This is a genomic window from Acinetobacter seifertii (genome assembly GCF_000368065.1).
GTDB classification, from domain to species: Bacteria; Pseudomonadota; Gammaproteobacteria; order Pseudomonadales; family Moraxellaceae; genus Acinetobacter; species Acinetobacter seifertii.
Genome location: NZ_KB851199.1, coordinates 24,460 through 46,371, shown reverse-complemented (window position 1 = coordinate 46,371; position 21,912 = coordinate 24,460). Strand labels below are relative to the sequence as shown.

Below are 21,912 nucleotides of genomic sequence, written 5' to 3'. Positions count from 1 at the left end.
TTTATTTGTTTGTAAAACAAACTAATTAAAATAATTTTATGTAAATCAAAGAAAATGAAAGTCTATTTTTTATGCATCATAATTTTAAATAATTTCATAAAGTAGAATAGGTGTTAATTTAATGAAATTGTTACTTTTAATTAGTCTGCTTTTTAAACATTGGAAGGTTTTTCTAATTAATACAATTTATCTAAATAAATAATCTATAAAAAAGGCCGTCAATTGACGGCCTTTTTTATAAGCTACTTTCTCGATAAATAAATATTAGTTAACCGATTTAAAAACTGTGGGCTTATCGTTGAGAGTTGATAAAGCAATTTGGTTTTTATACCAACAGGAGTGTGCGTAGGTGTCCAGAAATGAGCTTTTTTTTCGACAAGTGAAAGGACTTGCTGAGCAATATCATTTGGAGTTAAGTCAACGCCCATATTTTGAATACTACCCGCGTCCATATTATTGACCATCGCAGTTTGTACAAATAAAGGCATCACATCTAAAACACGAATACCATATTTTTTCCATTCCACATCTAAACCTTCGGTAATTCCTCGAACTGCAAACTTACTGGCGGAATAAGAAATAAGGTCAGCTTGTCCGTAAATTGCAGAAGCCGAAGAAAGATTAATAACTCGTGCAAAAGAAGCTTGCTTTAAATAGGGCAGTGCAGCATGGCAACCGTTAATTACACCGTTTACATTAATATTGATTGTTCTTTGGTGTGAATTGATATCGATGTGTTCAAAGGCCCCAGAATATAAAATTCCTGCGTTATTCACCAAAATATTAAGCTCGCCAGCCCAGTCGGTAAATTCTTTTAATATAAGTTGCCACTGGCTGTAATCACTAACATCTAAATAGCCAGCGCATGCATTGGGACCTAACTCTGTTGCTAAGCTTTGAGCAAGTGATTCGTTAATATCATAAATGCCTACTTTATATCCTTGTTTATAAAATACTCGTGCAATTTCTGCTCTAATACCTTGAGCTGCGCCACTAATCAGAATGCTATGTTTCATCTTTTTTTCTCTTTATCGTTACAATATGACGAATGATTTGCCGCTTTAATTTTGATCCTAGCAAATTAGAATTGTAAATTTACTGACCGACTTTTTAAACTTGAGGGTTACCATGGATAAATTGCTTAAAATTATGCAAGAGCTACGTGAAAAATGTCCGTGGGATCAAAAACAAACCCCAATGTCACTAACTAAATATGCGATTGAAGAAGCATATGAAGTCGAAGCTGCCATTCGTCAGGGCGATATTGATGAGATTCGAAATGAGTTGGGTGATTTGCTACTACAAGTTGTATTTCAATCACAAATGTTTAGTGAGCAAGGGGCGTTCAATTTTCAAGATGTAGTTAAGGCAATTAGTGAAAAATTAATAAGACGTCATCCACATGTGTTTCAAGCTGATCAATTTAATAACTTAACACCCGAACAAGTCAGTGAGCTATGGAAACAAATTAAACAACAAGAAAAGCAAGGCAAGCCGCAATCAAGATTAGATGAAATTAAACATGGTCCTGCACTGTCTCAAGCACAGGAAATTCAAAAAAATGTCGCAAAAGTCGGTTTTGACTTTGAAACAGTAGAAGATGCTTATGCAAAACTAGAAGAAGAATTGGGTGAGTTCAAAGAGGCGCTTAAAAGTCAAAATATTAATGAAATTCAAGACGAATTTGGAGATTGTCTGTTTTCATTAGTCAATGTAGGACGTAAACTTAACATTTCAAGTGAAACTTCACTTTTATCAACCATACATAAATTTAGAAGTCGTTTTGCTTTTATTGAAGAGCAAGCCATAAAACACCAAAGAACATTAGAAGACATGACTTTGTCCGAGATGGATGAATTGTGGAACCAAGCAAAACGACAATTACATTCAGGGGAAAAACGACATGCGATACAGCATGAGAATTTGGAAAAATAATTGTTTTATTTTAATGATGTTGTGCTTAGGGGTAATTTCACCTTCGGTTTTTGCTCAATCTTTTGATCAAAACTTTCAGGAATGGAAGGCTAAACAGCAGATGTATGACCAAAAGTTAAACATCTCTAAGCCTTCTCATTCTTATGGTTCTAAAAATTCTTATACTAAGAGTTCTAATGATTCTACAGGGCAAATTCACTTGAATCAGGCCACTGTAAATGAGTTTCAGCAGTTAAAAGGCGTAGGTGAGAAAAAGGCGCAAGCGATTGTAGAATATAGACAGAAGAACGGAAGTTTTAAAAATATTGACGAAATTAAAAATGTCAAAGGAATCGGGCCTGCTATTTTTGAAAAAAATAAATCGCGTTTAGCCTTATAAAAGTTCTGTTCGTCAATTATCATTTCCTGCGCAATCTAAAGAGAATCAAATTGCCCTTTGTGTGTGTTAGAGCTATGATTAGCGACAACTTGTTATTTACGTCCTGACGTAGGAGACAGCGTCTTTTGCAAACCTTGCGAGCGTCAAAATGTGGTTTGTCCACAGCCCAACTTCCTTCTTCGATTTTAGATGTGATCGATAGTCTGAACAAAGCAGGCTATGAGGCTTATATTGTTGGGGGTGGTGTCCGTGATTTAATGCTAGGACTCAATCCTAAAGATTTCGATGCAGTCACCAATGCAACACCTTCTCAAATTAAAGAGGTTTTTGGTCGTCGATGCCGAATTATTGGCCGTCGATTTGAATTGGCACATGTCTATTCAGGGCGTGAGCTAATTGAAGTTGCGACTTTCCGTGCCCCTCCTAAAAAAGCAGTCACCAACGCTTCTGGCATGATTTTGCGTGACAATAACTGGGGAACAATAGAGCAGGACTTTGCTCGACGCGATTTTTCTATCAATACGCTTTACTACCAACCACGTAAGGGTATTGTGCTCGATTTTTGTAAAGCAATTGATGATGTCAAAAATAAGACTTTACGTTTATTGGGTGATCCTGCACAACGTTTTGAAGAAGATCCGGTGCGTATGCTACGGACATTACGTTTTGCAGCGAAGCTAAATTTCAAGATTGACTCAAATATTCTCGATATTTTTGATGTTGAGATGACACAGTTACTTCGTGATGTTTCTCCGCACCGTTTATACGATGAGTCTCAGAAGCTTTTCACAATGGGTCATTTGGCACGTGTATTACCAATGCTAATTGAATTTGGCGTGTGGAAGCAGCTTTTTGCTGATATTCGTCCAGATCTGACGCCATTTATTCAACGCGCTGCAAAAAATACAGATCAACGTATTCAAATTGGTAAAACCATTAATCCAGCATTTTTCTATGCGGTTTTATTGTGGCAGCCATTTTTAGAACGCTGTGATTTTTATTTAACAAAAGGTGTGGTTCCAGCAGAAACTCGTGCGCAGGCTGGTTTAGATGTTTTAAAACGTCAAGCCACACGTACAGTCATTCCTCGTTTTGCTGAAACTTTTATTCGTGAAGTTTGGGAAATGCAAACACGATTGCTTAATCCAAAGCCACAGCAAATTGAAGCATTGGCAAGCCATGCACGTTTCCGTGCAGGTTTTGACTTCTTATTACTTCGTGAAAAGTCAGGTGATGACACAACGCAAGGAATGGGGAGTTGGTGGGATGCTTACCAAGAAATGTCAAATGACGAAAAAGAAGCTGCGATTAGCCAATATAATCGTCAAAAAGCGAAAAGTCGTCGTAAGGTTGCTGCTGAACCGATTGAAAGCAATAGAGTTGATGTAGAAATTGAGCCTTTGGTAGACGTTCCAGAACCTCGAAGCCGTCGTGGTAAGAAAGAACGCTCACGACAAGAGCAGTCTGTTGATCGCTTTATGGAAAAATCTTCTGCATCACAAGCTAACATGACGAGTGATCACCCAATTTTAAAGCGCAAGCGGGTACAACGTGATTTGAGCCAAGTTATTTTTGGACCTACACAATGACAGTAACCACGTATATTGGCTTAGGAAGTAACCTAGGTGACTCACGCCAGATTTTGTCTGAAGCAATAGCTAAGCTTAAATCTATTGGTGAAGTGAAGGTCTCCAAACTGTATCAAAGCCCACCCATGGGTCCTCAAGATCAACCTAACTATCTAAATGCAGTCGCTCAGCTAAAAACCGAGTTACTTCCGCTTGACTTACTTGACCAGCTCCAGCGCTTTGAACAGGAAGCTGGGCGTGTGAGACTACGTCATTGGGGTGAGCGAACTTTAGATCTTGATCTACTGATTTATGGCAATGAAAAAATACAAAATGAGCGCTTAACTGTGCCGCATGTAGGAATACTGCAAAGAGATTTTGTTGTGATTCCTTTATTAGATTTAGATGCTGATTTACATATTAATGATCAGCCACTTAAAAATTTAGAACTCTTACAGCAGCCGACGCTGACTGTACTTGCTGATGAGTCTTGGGCTTAAGCCTGACTTATACGTTCTGCAAACTCCTGTAGAGGATACCATCATGATTAGTCTTAGTGACTTAAGAAAATTTAAAGCCGAAGGACGTAAGTTCTCTTGTCTAACTTGTTACGATGCAAGTATGGCAAAAGCAATGGAACTTGCTGAAATTGATACTATCTTAATTGGTGATTCTCTTGGAATGGCAATTCAAGGTCGTGATTCAACGTTACCTGTAACTGTTGAAGACATGGCTTATCATACGGCGGCGGTGCGCCGTGGTAACCAGCATGCATTGATTATGACTGATTTACCATTTATGAGTTATGCCACTTTAAACGATGCTTTGCAGAATGCGAAAACAGTTATGCAAGCTGGTGCCCAGATGATCAAAATCGAAGGCGGTGCATGGCTAAGTGAAACGGTACAAGTGTTAACGCGTAATGGTGTACCTGTATGCGTTCATTTAGGTTTAACACCTCAATCTGTGCATGTGTTTGGTGGTTATAAGTTACAAGCTAGAACACGTGAAGCTGCGGATCAACTGATTGCTGACTGTACGGCTGTGGTTGAAGCTGGAGCAGCGGTACTATTGCTTGAATGTGTTCCTGCGCAACTAGGCCAAGAAATTGCTGAGCTGTTCCCAAATACTCCAGTGATTGGTATTGGGGCAGGTAATGCGACTGACGGTCAGGTATTGGTTGTACAGGACATGTTAGGTTTGACGTTTGGTAAGGTTGCACGTTTTGTGCGTAACTTCATGAAAGAACAGTCTGGTGAAACAGCTATTTTAGATGCTTTTAAATCTTTTCATGCTGCTGTACAAGATCAGTCGTTCCCTGCCAAAGAACATACTTTCAATGTTGAGCTGTAATTCATGAAAACAGAAACCACTATACAAGGCTTAGCTGCTTCTTTAAATCCTGCTAGAGCTGCACGTAAAATCATTGGTTTTGTCCCAACTATGGGAAATCTACATGAAGGCCATCTCACACTTGTTCGTGAAGCAAAGAAGTTATGTGATGTTGTGGTTGTAAGTATCTTTGTGAATCCGACCCAATTTGGTCCGGGTGAAGATTTTGATAACTATCCACGTACTTTGGAGCAAGATAGCCGTCTACTTGCAGATGTTGGCTGTGACATCGTTTTCGCACCTTCAGTCGAGCAAATGTACGGTACACAGCCTCGTTTAACTAACATTAGTGTTAGTCAAATTACGGATGACTTGTGTGGTAGTTCACGCCCAGGACATTTTGATGGTGTAGCGCTGGTTGTCACAAAACTCTTTAATATTGTGCAGCCAAACTATGCTTTCTTTGGTCAAAAAGATTATCAACAGTTAGCTGTAATTCGCCAGTTTGTTCAAGACTTAAACATTCCGTTAGAAGTTATTGGTGTGCCTATTGTTCGTGCCGCAGATGGTCTGGCATTGAGTTCGCGTAATGGTTATTTGACGCCTGAACAGCGTCAAACGGCACCAGTCATCTATCAAGGTCTAAAGCAAGCTGAAGAACAATTGCATCAAGGTAAGGATTTGCAACAAGTCTTGGCAGATTTAAAAACGTTGTTGACAGACAATGGTTTTGTTGTGGATTATGTGGAAGCTCGTCAGTCAAATCTGTTACCTGTTACTCAATTTGATCGTAATATTGTGTTGTTTGTTGCGGCTAAGTTGGGTGGGACACGTTTAATTGATAATTTACAAGTTGCCTTTACATCTCAATAATACATAAAAGGACAGCCATGCCATGAAGCGTATACTTATCGTGACAGGACAGTCTGGTTCAGGAAAATCTTCAGCTCTTCAAGTGTTGGAAGATTTGGGCTATTACTGTATTGATAATTTACCTTTGGCATTGCTGCCTGAAATTGTGGCAAAGCTAGATCATGAAAATAATCTTGAACAACTCGCTTTAGGTGTAGATGTCCGAAGTACACGGGCAGATATGCAAGAGTTCGATCATGTTTTTGAGCAATTGCAAAAGCATGGTACGGTTGATGTGATTTATCTGACAACACAAGATCAAGATTTAATTGCTCGATTTAGTGCTTCACGTCGCCCGCATCCGCTGGCGAACCGTTTCAAAAGCCTTTTACAGTGTATTCATGAAGAAAAGCAGTTGCTGATTCCAATTCTGTTCCGTGCCACTGTTCATATTGATACCACAGATAAAAGTGTTCATGATTTAAAACATATCTTGCTGTCAAAATTAGGGCAGTCGGATAACCTGATTGTTATATTGCAGTCATTTGGTTATAAACATGGCATTCCTTTAGATGCTGACTATGTTTTTGACGTACGGCATTTACCAAATCCACATTGGGATTTAGAATTACGCCGTTTTTCTGGTTTAGATGAGCCAGTAAGACAGTTTTTAGAAGCAAGTCCGCAAGCAAATGAAATGTTTGAGGACATACACCACTTCTTAAAAAAATGGTTGCCGGCATTTGCTGAAGGGCATCGTCACTATATGACGATTTCAATAGGTTGCACAGGCGGCCAGCATCGTTCAGTTTATATGGTAGATAGACTAAAACAAGCACTTGAGGCAGAATGGACTGTTCAGGTCTTACACAGAGAAATGAAGCACTGGTCATGATAGACACAACTGTTGATGTAATTAATAAACTCGGTTTACATGCACGTGCATCAGGAAAACTGATAGAGGTCACTACGAAGTTTCGTTCGTCAATTCAGATTGGTAAGGGCGATCATTTGGTAGATGCAAAGAATATTATGTCGTTACTGATGTTAGGTGCAGGTAAAGGGACCACTTTACGTTTGGTCATTGATGGCGCTGACGAAGGACAGGCATTAAACGAAGTACAGGCGTTATTCGCCGCAAAATTTTATGAGGCAGATTAATCGTGGCACGTCGTCCCCAGCGTTATACTGAAGAAGATTTTGATTCTTTAGAAGGACGTGCAAGTAAAACCGAACAGAAAAAAGCAGTTCAACGTATGGCTGCTTTAGGTGAGCAGTTAGCACAACTTTCTATCAAACAAATTCAAAAACTTCCGGTTGATGAGCGTTTAATTGATGCTCTTTTAGAAGTCCAGAATATTAGTTCGTTTGAAGCACGCCGTCGCCAGTTTCAGCGTGTTGGTAAACTCTTGCGTAATGAAGATGAGACAGTCATTTTGTCTTATTTGACACCTCAACAAGGTGCGAAAAAGCAAGCTCAACTTATGCGTTGGGTAGATCGTATGATTGAACAGGGTGATCCTGCAATCAATGAGTTTAGCAAAATTTATAATGCATCAGAGCGTCATACTTTGCGTCAACATGTGTTAAGAATTAACCGTGATAAAACTCAGCAAGTTGCAGAAGCAGATCTTGAAGCATCTAAAAAGAAGTTTATTAACTACGTGCAACAAATTGCTTTATTGTCAGATCAAGGCTAATACCTTTCAAATAAAAAAGCGACGTTCAATACGTCGCTTTTTTATTTGAAAATATTTAAACGCGCTCTTTTGCCCATTCACGCAAGATAAATTTTTGTAATTTGCCTGTTGATGTCTTTGGAATTTCGGTAATGACCACATCCTTAGGAACTTTAAAGCGAGCAAGCTCTTTTTGGCAGTGTGCAATAATTTCTTCAGGAGTTGCTGTAGCACCTGTTTTTAATTCAATAAATGCACATGGTACTTCTTGCCAACGTTCATCGGGTTTTGCCACAACAGCAGCTGTTAAAACTGCGGGATGCTTATATAAGACATCCTCAACTTCTAAAGATGAAATATTCTCTCCACCGGAAATAATAATATCTTTGGAACGATCCGTAATTTTTGCATAACCATCTGGATGACAAACTGCTAAATCTCCAGTGTGGAACCAACCACCTGCAAATGCCTCTTCAGTTGCTTTTGGATTTTTTAAATATCCCTTCATCACAATATTGCCACGGAACATGATTTCTCCCATGGTTTCACCGTCATTTGGTACAGGTTGCATAGTTTCAGGGTCTAGCACTCGCATACTGTCCTGAAGTGGGTAAGGCACGCCCTGACGTGAATGTAGTTGTGCTTGCTCTGTAATAGAAAGATCGCTCCATCCTGCTTGAGAGGCACAAAGCGCGGATGGTCCATAAGTTTCTGTTAAACCATAAACGTGGTTTACATTAATTCCAATATTTCGCATACCTTCAATCACAGCGACAGGAGGAGCTGCTCCCGCAACCATAACTTCTACATGATGTTCTAAGTTCGGCTGTTTTTCTTTAGGTAGGTTAATAATCATGGACAGCACAATTGGAGCACCGCAGAAATAATCAACTTTATGTCTTGCAATAAGTTGCATAGCCAGTTCAGGGTCAACTTTGCGTAAACAAATATTGGTTCCACCACTGGCTGCAATACTCCATGCAAAGCACCAGCCATTACAATGGAATAGAGGAAGCGTCCATAAATAAACGGCTCGAGGTTTCATGCCACAAGCTAGAATATTGCTCGCTGCATTTAAGTAAGCCCCACGGTGGTGATAAACCACGCCCTTAGGGTTGCCTGTTGTCCCAGAGGTGTAATTTAAGCTAATCGCATCCCACTCATCTTGCGGCAAATGCCATTCGAAATTGGCATCACCTTGAGCAATCCATTCTTCATATTCAAATGAACCAAGAAATTGATTTTCACCCTCATATTCTTCATCAGCCACATCAATCACAATAATACGTTGGTTAGGAATCAGTGAGAGAGCTTCTCTGGCTAAATTAACAAACTCTGGGTCAACTAAAAGTACTTTAGTTTCAGCATGCTCTAGCATAAAGGCGATGGTTTTAGCATCTAAACGAGTATTTAATGTATTAAGAACAGCACCAGCCATAGGTACAGCAAAATGCGCTTCGATCATTGCGGGTATATTGGGCAATAATACAGAAACAGTATCATTTTTAGTAATACCTAATTGTTGAAGCTGAGAGGCAAATTGCCGACAACGTTTATAAGTTTCTTTCCACGAAATATAGCGATTGCCATGAATAATCGAAACCTGATCCGGATATATATAAGCTGCCCGTTCTAAATACCGCAAAGGGGATAACGCAACAAAGTTTGCTTGTGTACGTGGTAATTCATCGTATGCACTAACCATGTGAAACAACTCCATGTTCTATTTTTTAATTCATTCTTTGAAAATATGACTTAATATTAATCAAAGCATTAATGCTTTAGTCTTAAACAGAAATACCCCTCAGTCAGAAAATGAGCACAAATGCTATTTCCATCATGTTAAATCAGTTCTGATGAATAATTATCCTATTTATGTATTTCTTAAAATTTATGAGAAACACTTACGAAAGTCACTTATTGCTGTTTACCGTATAACCAACATCTATTTATGATTTTATGAGCACAAAGGTTTTCACTTGGCGTGAACAAGTGTAAAATCTTTCTGGTTTTTAATTTTGATTTACACCGTTTTTATATTTTGAGGTTCGCCTCGATCATAATCTCGCGGTGAAATGCTCCTTCGTATAGGGCATCACTCCTTAAGGATTTTTTTATGCCAATTATCACATTGCCAAATGGCGATCAAAAAAGTTTTGATCACCCTGTATCTGTTATGGAAGTCGCTCAAAGTATTGGGCCTGGTTTAGCAAAAAACACCGTTGCTGGACGAGTAAATGATCGCCTAGTTGATGCATGTGACTTAATTACCGAAGACTCGACCTTACAAATTATCACTCCAAAAGATGAAGAAGGTCTTGAGATCATTCGCCATTCTTGTGCACACCTTGTAGGGCATGCTGTAAAGCAGCTTTTCCCTGAAGCTAAAATGGTGATTGGTCCAGTCATCGAAGAAGGTTTTTATTACGATATCTGGATGCCACGTCCTTTCACATTAGATGACATGGCAGCGATCGAAGAGCGTATGAAAAAGCTCATCGACCAAGATTACGATGTTGTTAAAAAAATGACACCACGTGATGAAGTCATTGCTGAATTTACTGCACGCGGTGAAGAATATAAATTACGCTTGATTGCAGACATGCCTGAAGAAACACAAATGGGCTTGTACTACCATCAAGATTATTTAGATATGTGTCGTGGTCCGCACGTACCAAATACTAAATTTTTAAAATCATTCAAACTTACAAAAATCTCTGGCGCTTACTGGCGTGGTGATGCGAAGAATGAACAGCTTCAACGTATTTATGGTACTGCTTGGGCTGATAAAAAACAGTTAGCAGCTTATATCAAGCGTATTGAAGAAGCTGAAAAGCGTGACCATCGTAAAATTGGTAAAGCGTTAGACTTGTTCCATATGCAAGAAGAAGCACCGGGTATGGTGTTCTGGCATGCAAATGGTTGGACTATTTATCAAGTACTAGAGCAGTACATGCGTAAAGTTCAGCAAGACAATGGTTACCAAGAAATTAAAACTCCACAAATCGTAGACTTTACGCTTTGGGAGAAATCTGGCCATGCAGCAAACTATGCAGAAAATATGTTTACGACTCATTCAGAAAGTCGTAACTATGCTGTAAAACCAATGAACTGTCCTTGTCACGTTCAAGTGTTCAACCAAGGCTTGAAATCTTACCGTGATTTACCAATTCGTTTAGCTGAGTTTGGTTCTTGTCACCGTAATGAACCATCTGGTTCTTTACACGGTATTATGCGTGTTCGTGGCTTTACCCAAGATGATGCACATATCTTCTGTACTAAAGAACAGATCGGAAAAGAGGTTGCAGACTTTATTAAACTCACTTTAGATGTTTATAAAGACTTTGGCTTTGAAGAAGTTCAAATGAAGTTGTCTACTCGTCCGGAAAAGCGTGTAGGTGACGACGCACTTTGGGATTTAGCTGAAAAATCTTTAGCAGATGCTTTAGATGAAGCTGGTCTTAAATGGGAGTTGCAGCCGGGTGAAGGTGCATTCTATGGTCCAAAGATTGAGTTCTCTTTAAAAGACTGTCTTGGTCGTGTATGGCAATGTGGTACCATTCAGTGTGACTTCAACTTGCCCGTTCGTTTAGACGCTTCTTATGTAACTGAAGAAAACGAACGTGATCAGCCTGTAATGTTGCACCGTGCAATTCTTGGTAGTTTTGAGCGTTTTATTGGTATACTAATTGAACACTACGCTGGTTTTATGCCGCCTTGGTTGTCACCTGTACAAGCATGTGTGATGAACATTACCGACGCTCAAGCTGAAGCAAGTGATCAAGTTGTGGCAAAACTCAAGGAAAATGGCCTTCGCGCTATTTCTGACTTGAGAAATGAAAAAATCGGATTTAAGATTCGTGAGCGTACTCTAGAGCGCATTCCTTACCTGTTAGTTCTTGGTGATCGAGAAGTTGAAGAAGGTACAGTGAATGTACGTACTCGCTCAGGAAAAAATTTAGGTACTATGTCAGTGGATGCTTTCATTGACTTAGTGAAATCTGCCGTCGCCGAACGTGGCCGGTATATTGTGGAGTAAGAAAGATTAAACAGCCTGACCGTAACCAACAACAAGGTGCAAAGAGTAACCGTCCAGCAATTAACGATGAGATCCGTGCAAAAGAAGTACGCCTCGTCGCTGCTGATGGTGAGCAAAAAGGAATTGTTTCATTAAATGAAGCACTGCGTGCTGCTGAGGATGCAGATCTTGACCTTGTTGAGATTGTCGCAAACGCTGAGCCGCCTGTTTGTAAAATCATGGATTACAACAAGCACTTGTTTGACCTGAAACAGAAGCAAAAAGATGCCAAGAAAAAACAGCATCAAGTGCAAGTGAAGGAAATCAAACTACGCCCAGCAACTGATGTAGGTGATTATCAAGTTAAGCTTCGTGCTATTTTGAAGTTCCTTGAAGAAGGCAATAAAGTCAAAATCACCTTACGTTTCCGTGGTCGTGAAATGGCTCACCAACAACTTGGTTTAGCTCAATTACAAAAAATTGAAGCAGATGTAGCTGAGTTTGGGGTTGTAGAGCAAGCTCCGAAAATGGAAGGTCGACAAATGGGTATGTTACTTGGACCTAAAAAGAAAAAGTAATACTCAAAAAAAGCACTGCAAAAGCAGTGCTTTTTTTTGCTTGTCATTTTGTGGTTTAGTTCCTTTAAAGTGCGATTTAATAACTTTTTGAACCAAAGTTATTCTCAAATTTTATGTGTTTTTTGGTGTTGGAAATATTATTGTATTACCCAAACATGATATAACGCAAGACGCAGTCATGATAACGATGAATAGGAAAATAGAATGATTGATCTATATTATTGGGGCACACCCAATGGACATAAAATCACAATTGCCTTAGAAGAAATGGGACTGGATTACACTCTTTATCCAATTAATATTTTAGAAAATGATCAATTTCAACCCGACTTCCTAAGAATCTCTCCAAATAATAAAATTCCTGCAATTGTTGATCAGGATGGTCCTCGTGGTGAGCCAATTTCAGTATTTGAATCAGGCGCAATCTTACAATATTTAGGTCGAAAAACTGGCTTGTTCTATCCAACCGACGAGCAAGAGCGAGTTGAAGTAGAACAATGGCTTATGTGGCAAATGGGTGGTTTAGGCCCGATGTTAGGACAAAATCATCATTTTAACCGTTTTGCACCAGAGAAAATTCCTTACGCCATAGAACGTTATTTGAATGAAACTAAACGCCTATATAGTGTATTAAACAAACAGCTTATAGGGCAAAAGTTTGTTGCAGGCGAATACTCAATTGCGGATATGGCAATTTTACCTTGGATTTTGCGCTATGAATGGCAGGGTATTCAATTAGAGGATTATCCATATGTGCAAGAATACATTGTCCGTTTAACAGCGCGTCCTGCGGTGCAAAAAGCATTATCAATTAAAGTCATCTAATTTTACTTGATAGGTAATAAATAAAGTGAAAGGTAGTTTGGTTTAATTAGAATGCTAAGTTACTTTTTACTTTTTTTGAGTGCTTTTGGGGCTGCTACATTATTACCGCTACAATCAGAAGCTGTACTCGCTGCTTTATTATTAAAAAATCAACATTCCGCTTTTCTTCTCATTTCGATTGCTACTTTCGGAAATGTACTTGGTTCATGTGTGAACTGGTGGTTAGGTTTAAAAATAGAACAGTTTAAACATAAAAAATGGTTCCCAGTTTCTGAAAAACGTTTAGAACAAGCTCAACGTTTTTATCATAAGTATGGCTTTTATTCGCTTCTTTTAAGTTGGACACCTGTGATTGGTGATCCAATTACTTTGGTTGCTGGCTTGTTCAAAGAAAATTTTTGGCGCTTTTTATTTATGGTTCTTATTGCTAAGGCTGGGCGTTATATTTTCATTTATTGGGTAATTACAGACTTTATTTAAAGTAAAAGCATCCGAAGATGCTTTTATTAAAAGGATTTAATTAGTCTTCTGAGCTTTTGGTAATGTCGACTTTAAATAGGTCGTTGGTTTTTAACCAACAGAACGTGACCACTGCAAGTGTCATACAACCACCAAAAATAGTCGCGGCAATCGTTCCCAAATATTTAGCTGCTAGGCCTGATTCAAATGCACCCAATTCATTACTAGATGAAACGAACATTCCATTTACAGCCGCAACGCGACCACGCATATTTTCTGGCGGGAAAATTTGCAAAATGGTTTGTCTAACCACAACTGAAATACTGTCACAAGCACCTGTCATCGCCAGTGCAAATAGTGATAACCACATATTGTTTGAGAAAGCGAAAAGAATCGTAAATATACCAAACCCAGCAACTGCGAGTAGCATGTTACGCCATGCGTGTTGAGTTGGAGGAAAACGAGTCAAAGCAATCATGGTAATGAGGGCACCAATAGATGGGGCTGCACGTAAATAACCTAAGCCTTCTGGTCCCACTTTTAAAATATCTTCTGCAAAGATAGGCAATAGGGCAATCACACCTCCAAATAAAACAGAGGCAAGGTCTAGAGAAATAGCCCAGAGAACGATTTTGGTTTTCCAAATAAAGCGGAAACCATCACCTAAGCTTTCTAATACATTGGTAGTTTCAATTTTAGGAAAGCTTCTTTTTTGTAATAAATTAATGAGAATAAAACAGATGCTAAGTAGGGCTGCAACACTAAAAAGACTGGTTTCTCTGCCTAAGTAAGCAAGCATAAACCCACCTAGCATAGGCCCAATAATCACGCCACTTTGCCAACCAATCGTTGTCCATGTTGCGCCATTGGCATAAAGCTCGCGTGGAATTAAGAATGGTTTCAATGATGTGGCAGAGGGATTGTAAAACCCACGTATGGTACCTAAGCCAAAAATCACTGCATAAATACCCCAAGAAAGGAAATTTACGCTGATATGGCCTAAACCATGTAAATGAAACAGCAGCCACAAAACTAAAGGTAGAGGCACTGAGAAAAATAAACAGATTTTCATAATGATCTGTTTATTAAATTTATCAGCAAAATAGCCACCCCAAAGCGATAGGGCAATAAATGGAATGGCTTCTGCTAATCCAATTAAGCCTAAAGTTAGAGGGTCTTTGGTAATTTGATAAAGTGAATAAGCAACAATAATTTCTTGAATCAAAATTGCTAACGTTAAGCAAAATTGATTAATGGTAACAATAGAGAAATCTCTATAGCGCAGTGCAGCGAATGCATCATGTTTCTGCATTTGAAATATCGTATGTTGATAATTTGAACATATTATAGAGTGAAATAAGCCACGATGCTGAATTTATTAGCAATGACTACCTTCTAAAAAATGATATGAATTTTTTAGTTTGTTAAGTTGGTAATCTAAAAAAATGCTAAGAGTAGTTTTAATTTTAGTCAGCATGCTATAAAATACGCGCTTCCTTACCTGCAGGTCGATTTTGCAATGGTGCGATCGCGCCGAACAGGTGCCTAAAAGAGGTTACTATGGCTAAGTTAAAAACTCGCCGTGGTGCAGCTAAACGCTTCAAAGCGACTGCAAACGGTTTTAAGCGTAAACAAGCGTTCAAGCGCCACATCTTGACCAAAAAATCTGCTAAACGTATCCGTCAATTACGCGGCTGTGTAATGGTTCATGTTTCTGACATGAATTCAGTTCGTCGTATGTGCCCATACATCTAAGGAGATTATAAATGGCTCGTGTAAAACGTGGTGTAGTGGCTCATCGTCGTCACAAAAAAATTCTTGCTCGCGCTAAAGGTTACTATGGTGCTCGTTCACGCGTTTACCGCGTAGCGTTCCAAGCGGTAATCAAAGCTGGTCAATACGCTTACCGTGACCGCCGTCAAAAGAAACGTCAATTCCGTGCTCTATGGATTGCGCGTATCAATGCTGGTGCTCGTCAAAACGGTTTGTCTTACAGCCGTATGATCGATGGCTTGAAAAAAGCTCAAGTGATCATCGACCGTCGCGTATTAGCTGACATCGCTATGCATGATGCAGTAGCATTTGCTGCTTTAGCTGAAAAAGCTAAAGGCGCATTAGCTGCATAAGCTTAGAGATTCAAAGAAAGACCGCTTTTTAGCGGTCTTTTTTATTTTTAGTGGTCCTATTTTAAAAAGAGAAAATAATCAGAGATAAATGATGAAAGACGAAAAATTTCTAAATGATTTAATTCAAAAAGTACAGCAAGGTCACCAGTATAAATACTTATATTTTTGGGGGCATACTCCTAACCAAGCTAATCTTGTTGATAAGAGCTGTTTTAGCCAGTGGTTCCCAGCGCAATTCAAAGTAGAAGGTGTCGAGTACTTTACTGCTGAGCACTATATGATGGCGCAAAAAGCAAAATTATTTAATGATGAAGAAATTTTTGCACGAATTTTGCAGGTTAAAAATCCGAATGAAGCAAAGCAACTCGGCCGTAAAGTACGTAATTATGACGAACAGATATGGCGAGAAAAACGTTTTGACATCGTGGTGCAGGCGAATTTTGCTAAATTTTCACAGCATCCTGAATTGAAAAAATTCTTATTGGCAACGAAAGACCGTATTTTGGTTGAAGCATCTCCTGTCGATAAAATTTGGGGTATTGGTATGGCCCAAGACCATCCAGATATTGAAGATCCATCTCTATGGCAAGGTCTAAATTTGTTGGGATTTGCTTTAATGCATGTTCGAGAGTGGTTTTTAGCTGAATAAGTTTGTATGAAACAAATTGGTGCTTCACTTTAAAAGTAGTGACATGAGGAGAACGAATTGCGATCACTAAACGAAAGAGAAATTCGTATAGCTACTTTTAAGGATGCATTATCTATTGCAGAGGTACATGTGCAGTGTTGGAAAGAAACCTATACATGTATGATTAAGCAGGAAATATTAGATGAGCTTAACGTGCTAGATAAAGAACAGTTATGGAAAGAAATCATCAAAAGTCCTGATCATGAGTTATTTATCTATTCTGAAAATGGAATAGTAAAAGGCTTTCTCGATGGTTACTTAAACCCAGAGAGTAATATTGCTGAAATTCTTGCTTTTTATCTTTTAAAAGAAGTTCAAAAACAAGGTGTAGGCCGTGAGTTATTCCAAAAGTTCTATCAATGTGCTTTAAATCAAGGTTATGCTTTTATTCGTTTAGAGGTTTTTAATAAAAATCCGAGTCGCTTCTTCTATGAAAAAATGGGAGCAAAGTTAATTGGTGAAGCCGAACTACCAGAGTTCGGCTTCGGAATAACAGAGTTACTTTATCAATGGGAACTTTAATTAAGATTAAAGTCCAAAATAATAAGCTAAGGCACAAATAATAACGGTTAGAACAATAAGCTTAATTACCCCTGTTCCACCAGCTTTATGATGAGGTGCTTTTAATTGAGTTACGGGCTCATTTGTTGCATCAAAAGGAGAGGGTTTCTCAACAGGTTTTAATTGAGCTGTTTGATAATGATTTGCTGCTTTCACAATAAACTTTGCAAACAGGTCATCAGTTTTGTGAGTAAAATTTCTTAAGTTAATAATTTGCTCTTGGTCTAAGTCTTCCCCTAAAGGATCATTTGCTGTGCGTTTCTTCTGCTCTAAATAATCTGATAAAGCCTGAGTGCGGTAGAGAAGTTGATGTGCACAATCTGCTGGGTAGTTTTCAGGAATAAGAGCAAGAGTTGGTTGATGATCTACTGAAATTTGATGTCTTGACCCATCAAAATATTTTTTCTGAAATTCTGGTTCTTCAAAACCTGCTGCATACTTACTTCGAAATAACTCAGTTTCCATAAAGTCAGCAATTTCATCCCATTGAGGTGCTTTTAAGTCAGCATCAACTTTCTTAGATAATTTTTCGTTTAGCTCAAAACGCCAGAAAGTTTCTAAACGTAAATCACTACGCTGATTTAAAGGCGCTTCAAATTCGTTATCGCTGCTGTACCATTCGGCAAGCTCCTGGCCAAAAATCCATGCGATTTTTTTATTATTTTGATGGCTCACAATAAAATGGGTATAAGGTAAAAGCTCGACATTACTATTCGGGTTTTGCTCTTCATTTAAGATGGTTGATAAGTGAAGAGAGATTTGGGTTGTTCCCTGTTTTTTGAGTGCTTCTAGCCAAACTTGGAAATGTTGAGCAAGTAAATGCTGTGAAATTAAGTCACGAAACTGAAAACTATGTTGGTCAAAAATATGATGTTGTCGCCATTGGTTGAAGCTTAAATTCTGGCGAAGGTATTCATTACCGTAGGTCACAAGTGTAAGTTGTTGTTTCCAAATCTGATTGAGCGCCATAATAATTGATCTCATTGACGATAGTATTATTTTATACGTTTTATCTTTTTGTTGCCTAATACATTTTTCATGATGGATAAACTTCATCAATACGGTGAAAAACTGTTAGAATGCAGTGTTTTATTATATTTTTAAATTTGTTGCTTTGAGAGTTAATATGTCACTGGAAGCCCTGACCACAGAAGCGCTTGCTGCCATTGCAGCAGCTCAAGACCTTGTTGCACTTGATCAGGTGCGTGTGCAATTTACAGGGAAAAAAAGCCAGCTTGCAGAACAATCGAAAGCATTAGGGAAAATGGACCCTGAAGAACGTAAAGTACAAGGTGCTGCGATTCATGCTGTTCGAGAAACAATTAATAGCGCTTTAACTGAGCGTCAAACGGCATTACAACAAGCTGCGCTAGCGCAAAAACTAGCAAATGAGACCATTGATATTACTTTACCAGGTCGTGGACAGCGCATTGGTACAGTTCATCCTGTTACTCAAGTACAAGAACGTATTTGCCAGTTCTTTACTAAAGCTGGTTTTACAGTTGCAACAGGACCGGAAGTTGAAGATGACTATCATAACTTTGAAGCATTAAATATTCCTGGGCACCATCCTGCACGTGCCATGCACGATACTTTCTATTTCGATGCAAACCATTTGTTGCGTACGCATACTTCTGGTGTGCAAATTCGTACCATGGAAACAAGCCAGCCGCCAATTCGTATTGTATGTCCGGGCCGTGTATATCGCTGTGACTCAGACCAAACGCATTCGCCAATGTTCCATCAAATCGAAGGTTTGTACGTTGCTGAGAACACCAGTTTTGCTGAATTAAAAGGTTTGTTAATTAACCTACTGAATGAATTTTTTGAGAAAGATTTAAAAGTACGTTTCCGCCCATCATATTTCCCATTTACAGAGCCTAGTGCAGAAGTGGATATCATGGATGAGCGTGGACGTTGGTTAGAAGTATTGGGCTGTGGCATGGTACATCCAAATGTATTGCGTGCCGCGGGTATTGATCCTGATAAATACAAAGGTTTTGCTTTTGGTTTAGGTGTAGAGCGTTTTGCAATGTTGCGTTATGGCATTAATGACTTGCGTATGTTCTATCAAAATGATGTGCGTTTCTTACGCCAATTTGCCTAACATTTTTTCAGGATTAAATAAGGTTTATAAAGATGAAGATTAGCGAAAATTGGTTACGCACATGGGTTAACCCAGCAATTGATAGTGATACATTATCTGATCAGTTGACTATGCTTGGTCTTGAGGTAGATGAACTAGCACCTGTTGCTAAGCCATTTACTGGGGTTGTGGTTGGTGAGGTTCTAACAGTTGAACAACATCCAGATGCAGACCGTCTGCGTGTAACAACAGTGAATATTGGTTCGGGTGAACCGCTGCAAATTGTATGTGGCGCACCGAACGTTCGTGCTGGAATGAAAGCACCTGTGGCAACTATTGGCGCAGTATTACCAGGCGATTTTAAAATCAAAAAAGGTAAGCTTCGTGGTATCGAATCACAAGGTATGCTGTGCGGCGCTTCTGAAATTGATCTTGAAGATAAAATCGATGGTTTACTTGAGTTACCTGATGATGCTCCAGTAGGGGTAAACATCCGTGAATATTTAAAACTTGATGATAACGTCATCGATATCAGTATTACGCCAAACCGTGGTGACTGTTTCAGTATCCGTGGTATCGCACGTGAAATTGCAGTGATTAACCAACTGCAAATGAATGAACCTGAAATTAAATCGGTTGATGCCACAATCACTGATGAGAAAAAAGTAGTGATCAGCACGGATGGTGCTCCACGCTATTTAGGACGTGTAGTTAAAAACGTGAATGTAAAAGCTGCGACCCCAGAGTGGATGGAGCAAGCTTTAGCACGTTCAGGAATTCGTACTCACAGTATTTTGGTTGATGTAACGAACTACGTCCTTATGGAATTGGGTCAACCAATGCATGCTTTCGATTTAGCTAAAATCGAAGGAACTGTACACGTTCGCCAAGCTCAGCCACAAGAAAAGTTGCAACTTTTGAATGATCAAGAAGTTGAGTTGCAAGAAGATATAATGGTGATTGCAGATGACCAGAAAGCACTAGCAATCGCTGGTATTATGGGCGGTCTAGCCTCAAGTGTAACTGATGATACAGCTGATATCTTCTTGGAGAGCGCATTCTTCGCTCCACTTGCGATTGCTGGGCGTGCTCGCCGTTTTGGTTTACATACAGATTCTTCGCAACGTTATGAACGCGGTGTAGATTTTGAATTGCCATTAATTGCGATGAATCGTGCTTCTCAGCTCATTCAAGAATTAGCGGGTGGTGAGTTTGGTCCTATCACTGTGGCTGAAAAAACTGATTTACTTCCAAAACGTGAAGCTATTGAACTTAAGCAAGCTCAAGTAGACCAATTATTGGGATATCAAGTTGCTGCTGATTTCATTACAGATGCTTTAACTCGACTAGGGTGTAAAGTAACTGTTAAAGCTGAAGGTGAGTGGAGCGTAGTTCCACCATCACATCGTTACGATATGGCAATTTATCAAGATTTGATTGAAGAAGTTGCACGTATTGATGGGTATGACAATATTCAGATTAGCTTACCAAGTATGGATGTTCAGCTTGCTAAGTATCAAGATCGTTTTGAAATTGCACAACTACGCCAAACAGTAGTGACTTTGGGTTACCAAGAAGCAATCAGCTTTAGCTTTGCTGATGCAAAACTTGAAAAGCAGCTCAACCCACAAGTTAACCCGTTAATGCTTGCCAATCCAATCTCAAGTGATTTGGCAGCTATGCGTAGCACGTTGCTTTCTAGCTTAATTCCTTGTGTACAATATAATCTAAACCGTCAGCAAAGCCGTGTGCGTTTCTTTGAGCTTGGTTTGCGTTTTGATTACCAAAATGCTACGTCTATTCAAGACTTAAAGCAAATCCCGACATTAGCTTTAATTGCTGTAGGTTCTCGTGAACCTGAATCATGGCATGCTAAGCCACAGCCAATGGATTTCTTCGACTTCAAAGGTGAAGTAGAAGAAGTTTTAGCTGCTGGACGTGTTAAAGTTGAATATGTTCGTTCAGAGCGTACTTGGTTACATCCAGGACAATCAGCTGAAATTTTAGTTGATGGTAAATCAATTGGTTACCTAGGCCGTTTACACCCATCTTTAGAAAATGAACTCGATTTGAGCACAACTTGGGTTGCTGAGCTTGATCAGGCAGCAGTTTTGCAATCTTATGTATCTAATTTTACAGAATTATCACGTTTTCCTTCGGTTAGACGTGATATTGCGCTTTTAATCTCTGATAATATAAATGTTAGAGATATTCAGCAGTTAATCGAAAAAACTGGTGGAGAGCTTTTAGACTCTACTTGGTTATTCGATGTGTATACGGGGCAGGGTGTCGAAGAAGGTAAACGCTCATTAGCGTTTGCACTACTATGGCAACATCCTTCACGTACGCTTGAAGATGCTGAAATTAAATCTGGTATGGACAATATAATCCAAGTGTTGGAAAACACTTATCAAGCGACATTGAGGGCCTCATGACAGCACTAACTAAAGCAGACATGGCTGATCATTTAAGTGAGTTAACCAGCTTAAATCGCCGTGAAGCAAAACAAATGGTCGAGTTGTTCTTTGACGAAATTAGCCAAGCGCTGATTGCGGGTGAGCAGGTTAAGCTTTCTGGTTTTGGTAATTTCGAACTTAGAGATAAACGCGAGCGTCCAGGACGCAATCCTAAAACAGGCGAAGAAATTCCAATTTCTGCTCGCCGAGTAGTGACCTTTAGAGCAGGTCAGAAATTTAGACAACGCGTTGGAAATGAGCAGATCGATTGATCTGCTTTTTTTATTCATAATTTTTTTACAGCTTTAGAATTAACATGTTTTATGGAGCGATCAAATTCATTTAAATCATATATCGAATATGTATTTGT

The 21,912-nt window shown here is 39.1% G+C and carries 24 protein-coding genes and 1 pseudogene; 21 read left to right on the top strand and 4 right to left on the bottom strand.

The features are described from left to right. Window positions 1-242 precede the first annotated feature (242 nt). Window positions 243-1,016, bottom strand: coding sequence for an SDR family oxidoreductase (locus tag F985_RS05190; RefSeq protein ID WP_004698612.1), 774 nt, complete (start codon window positions 1,014-1,016; stop codon window positions 243-245). 112 nt (window positions 1,017-1,128) lie between these two features. Between F985_RS05190 and mazG the strand changes: the two genes are divergently transcribed. The 9 genes from mazG to yjgA all read left to right on the top strand — a co-directional run bounded on the left by mazG (window position 1,129) and on the right by yjgA (window position 7,766). Then, window positions 1,129-1,935, top strand: coding sequence for a nucleoside triphosphate pyrophosphohydrolase (mazG, locus tag F985_RS05185; RefSeq protein ID WP_004698610.1), 807 nt, complete (start codon window positions 1,129-1,131; stop codon window positions 1,933-1,935). Then, complete coding sequence (locus F985_RS05180) at window positions 1,904-2,314, top strand: ComEA family DNA-binding protein (RefSeq protein WP_004698609.1); 411 nt, start codon at window positions 1,904-1,906, stop codon at window positions 2,312-2,314. Before mazG ends, F985_RS05180 begins: the two co-directional genes overlap by 32 nt. 125 nt (window positions 2,315-2,439) lie before the next feature. Then, window positions 2,440-3,903 (top strand): polynucleotide adenylyltransferase PcnB, encoded by a 1,464-nt coding sequence (pcnB, locus tag F985_RS05175; RefSeq protein WP_004698606.1) that lies wholly within the window; start codon window positions 2,440-2,442, stop codon window positions 3,901-3,903. Beyond that, window positions 3,900-4,382, top strand: a complete 483-nt coding sequence (gene folK, locus F985_RS05170) for a 2-amino-4-hydroxy-6-hydroxymethyldihydropteridine diphosphokinase (protein WP_004698604.1) — start codon at window positions 3,900-3,902, stop codon at window positions 4,380-4,382. The genes pcnB and folK overlap by 4 nt, the downstream gene beginning before the upstream one ends. Window positions 4,383-4,425: 43 nt before the next feature. Next, complete coding sequence (panB, locus tag F985_RS05165) at window positions 4,426-5,235, top strand: 3-methyl-2-oxobutanoate hydroxymethyltransferase (protein WP_004698602.1); 810 nt, start codon at window positions 4,426-4,428, stop codon at window positions 5,233-5,235. A gap of 3 nt (window positions 5,236-5,238) precedes the next feature. After that, window positions 5,239-6,087 carry a pantoate--beta-alanine ligase gene (gene panC, locus F985_RS05160; protein WP_004698600.1) on the top strand — a complete coding sequence of 283 codons (849 nt, stop codon included), beginning with the start codon at window positions 5,239-5,241 and terminating at the stop codon, window positions 6,085-6,087. 22 nt (window positions 6,088-6,109) lie between these two features. Further along, a complete protein-coding gene (rapZ, locus tag F985_RS05155) occupies window positions 6,110-6,961 on the top strand; it encodes an RNase adapter RapZ (RefSeq protein WP_004698599.1) in 852 nt (283 codons plus the stop codon). Beyond that, window positions 6,958-7,227 carry an HPr family phosphocarrier protein gene (locus tag F985_RS05150; RefSeq protein WP_025469051.1) on the top strand — a complete coding sequence of 90 codons (270 nt, stop codon included), beginning with the start codon at window positions 6,958-6,960 and terminating at the stop codon, window positions 7,225-7,227. Before rapZ ends, F985_RS05150 begins: the two co-directional genes overlap by 4 nt. Window positions 7,228-7,229: 2 nt before the next feature. Beyond that, window positions 7,230-7,766, top strand: coding sequence for a ribosome biogenesis factor YjgA (gene yjgA / locus F985_RS05145; RefSeq protein ID WP_004698595.1), 537 nt, complete (start codon window positions 7,230-7,232; stop codon window positions 7,764-7,766). 55 nt (window positions 7,767-7,821) lie between these two features. Here yjgA and F985_RS05140 read toward each other — a convergent pair whose 3' ends face one another. Beyond that, window positions 7,822-9,450 carry an acyl-CoA synthetase gene (locus F985_RS05140; RefSeq protein ID WP_004698591.1) on the bottom strand — a complete coding sequence of 543 codons (1,629 nt, stop codon included), beginning with the start codon at window positions 9,448-9,450 and terminating at the stop codon, window positions 7,822-7,824. Between the two features lie 411 nt (window positions 9,451-9,861). On the opposite strand from F985_RS05140, the gene thrS reads away from it, so the two are divergent. The 4 genes from thrS to F985_RS05125 all read left to right on the top strand — a co-directional run bounded on the left by thrS (window position 9,862) and on the right by F985_RS05125 (window position 13,646). Continuing rightward, window positions 9,862-11,784, top strand: coding sequence for a threonine--tRNA ligase (thrS, locus tag F985_RS05135; protein ID WP_004698590.1), 1,923 nt, complete (start codon window positions 9,862-9,864; stop codon window positions 11,782-11,784). Window positions 11,785-11,789: 5 nt separating this feature from the next. Beyond that, entirely contained in the window at window positions 11,790-12,341 is a 552-nt protein-coding gene (gene infC, locus F985_RS0104135; RefSeq protein WP_077162708.1) for a translation initiation factor IF-3, read from the top strand. A 204-nt stretch (window positions 12,342-12,545) separates the two neighbouring features. Further along, window positions 12,546-13,166, top strand: a complete 621-nt coding sequence (locus tag F985_RS05130; RefSeq protein ID WP_004698586.1) for a glutathione S-transferase N-terminal domain-containing protein — start codon at window positions 12,546-12,548, stop codon at window positions 13,164-13,166. Window positions 13,167-13,217: 51 nt separating this feature from the next. Beyond that, the gene (locus F985_RS05125; protein WP_004698584.1) at window positions 13,218-13,646 is read left to right on the top strand and encodes a YqaA family protein; all 429 of its coding nucleotides are present in this window, start codon (window positions 13,218-13,220) and stop codon (window positions 13,644-13,646) included. A 40-nt stretch (window positions 13,647-13,686) separates the two neighbouring features. Here the strand turns inward: F985_RS05125 and nreB are convergent, their stop codons facing one another. Then, window positions 13,687-14,937 carry a nickel resistance MFS transporter NreB gene (gene nreB, locus F985_RS05120; RefSeq protein ID WP_004698582.1) on the bottom strand — a complete coding sequence of 417 codons (1,251 nt, stop codon included), beginning with the start codon at window positions 14,935-14,937 and terminating at the stop codon, window positions 13,687-13,689. Between the two features lie 129 nt (window positions 14,938-15,066). On the opposite strand from nreB, the pseudogene F985_RS26040 reads away from it, so the two are divergent. The 5 genes and pseudogenes from F985_RS26040 to F985_RS05100 form a co-directional block, all read left to right on the top strand. Then, a pseudogene (locus F985_RS26040) lies at window positions 15,067-15,174 on the top strand (hypothetical protein); the annotation flags it as partial. Window positions 15,175-15,185: 11 nt separating this feature from the next. Then, window positions 15,186-15,380, top strand: a complete 195-nt coding sequence (gene rpmI, locus F985_RS05115) for a 50S ribosomal protein L35 (RefSeq protein WP_002054552.1) — start codon at window positions 15,186-15,188, stop codon at window positions 15,378-15,380. Window positions 15,381-15,391: 11 nt separating this feature from the next. After that, window positions 15,392-15,751, top strand: a complete 360-nt coding sequence (gene rplT, locus F985_RS05110) for a 50S ribosomal protein L20 (RefSeq protein ID WP_000124858.1) — start codon at window positions 15,392-15,394, stop codon at window positions 15,749-15,751. A gap of 91 nt (window positions 15,752-15,842) precedes the next feature. Further along, on the top strand, window positions 15,843-16,400 hold the full coding sequence (locus F985_RS05105) for an NADAR family protein (RefSeq protein WP_004698579.1): 558 nt from the start codon (window positions 15,843-15,845) through the stop codon (window positions 16,398-16,400). A 57-nt stretch (window positions 16,401-16,457) separates the two neighbouring features. Beyond that, a complete protein-coding gene (locus F985_RS05100) occupies window positions 16,458-16,961 on the top strand; it encodes a GNAT family N-acetyltransferase (RefSeq protein ID WP_004698576.1) in 504 nt (167 codons plus the stop codon). 6 nt (window positions 16,962-16,967) lie between these two features. Here F985_RS05100 and F985_RS05095 read toward each other — a convergent pair whose 3' ends face one another. After that, on the bottom strand, window positions 16,968-17,969 hold the full coding sequence (locus F985_RS05095; protein WP_004698574.1) for a hypothetical protein: 1,002 nt from the start codon (window positions 17,967-17,969) through the stop codon (window positions 16,968-16,970). Between the two features lie 157 nt (window positions 17,970-18,126). Between F985_RS05095 and pheS the strand changes: the two genes are divergently transcribed. The 3 genes from pheS to F985_RS05080 are packed head-to-tail and all read left to right on the top strand — an operon-like array spanning window position 18,127 to window position 21,814. Further along, the gene (gene pheS / locus F985_RS05090) at window positions 18,127-19,107 is read left to right on the top strand and encodes a phenylalanine--tRNA ligase subunit alpha (RefSeq protein WP_002054514.1); all 981 of its coding nucleotides are present in this window, start codon (window positions 18,127-18,129) and stop codon (window positions 19,105-19,107) included. Between the two features lie 32 nt (window positions 19,108-19,139). Next, complete coding sequence (gene pheT / locus F985_RS05085) at window positions 19,140-21,521, top strand: phenylalanine--tRNA ligase subunit beta (protein ID WP_004698571.1); 2,382 nt, start codon at window positions 19,140-19,142, stop codon at window positions 21,519-21,521. After that, complete coding sequence (locus F985_RS05080) at window positions 21,518-21,814, top strand: integration host factor subunit alpha (RefSeq protein ID WP_000126166.1); 297 nt, start codon at window positions 21,518-21,520, stop codon at window positions 21,812-21,814. Before pheT ends, F985_RS05080 begins: the two co-directional genes overlap by 4 nt. The last annotated feature ends 98 nt before the right edge of the window (window positions 21,815-21,912 follow it).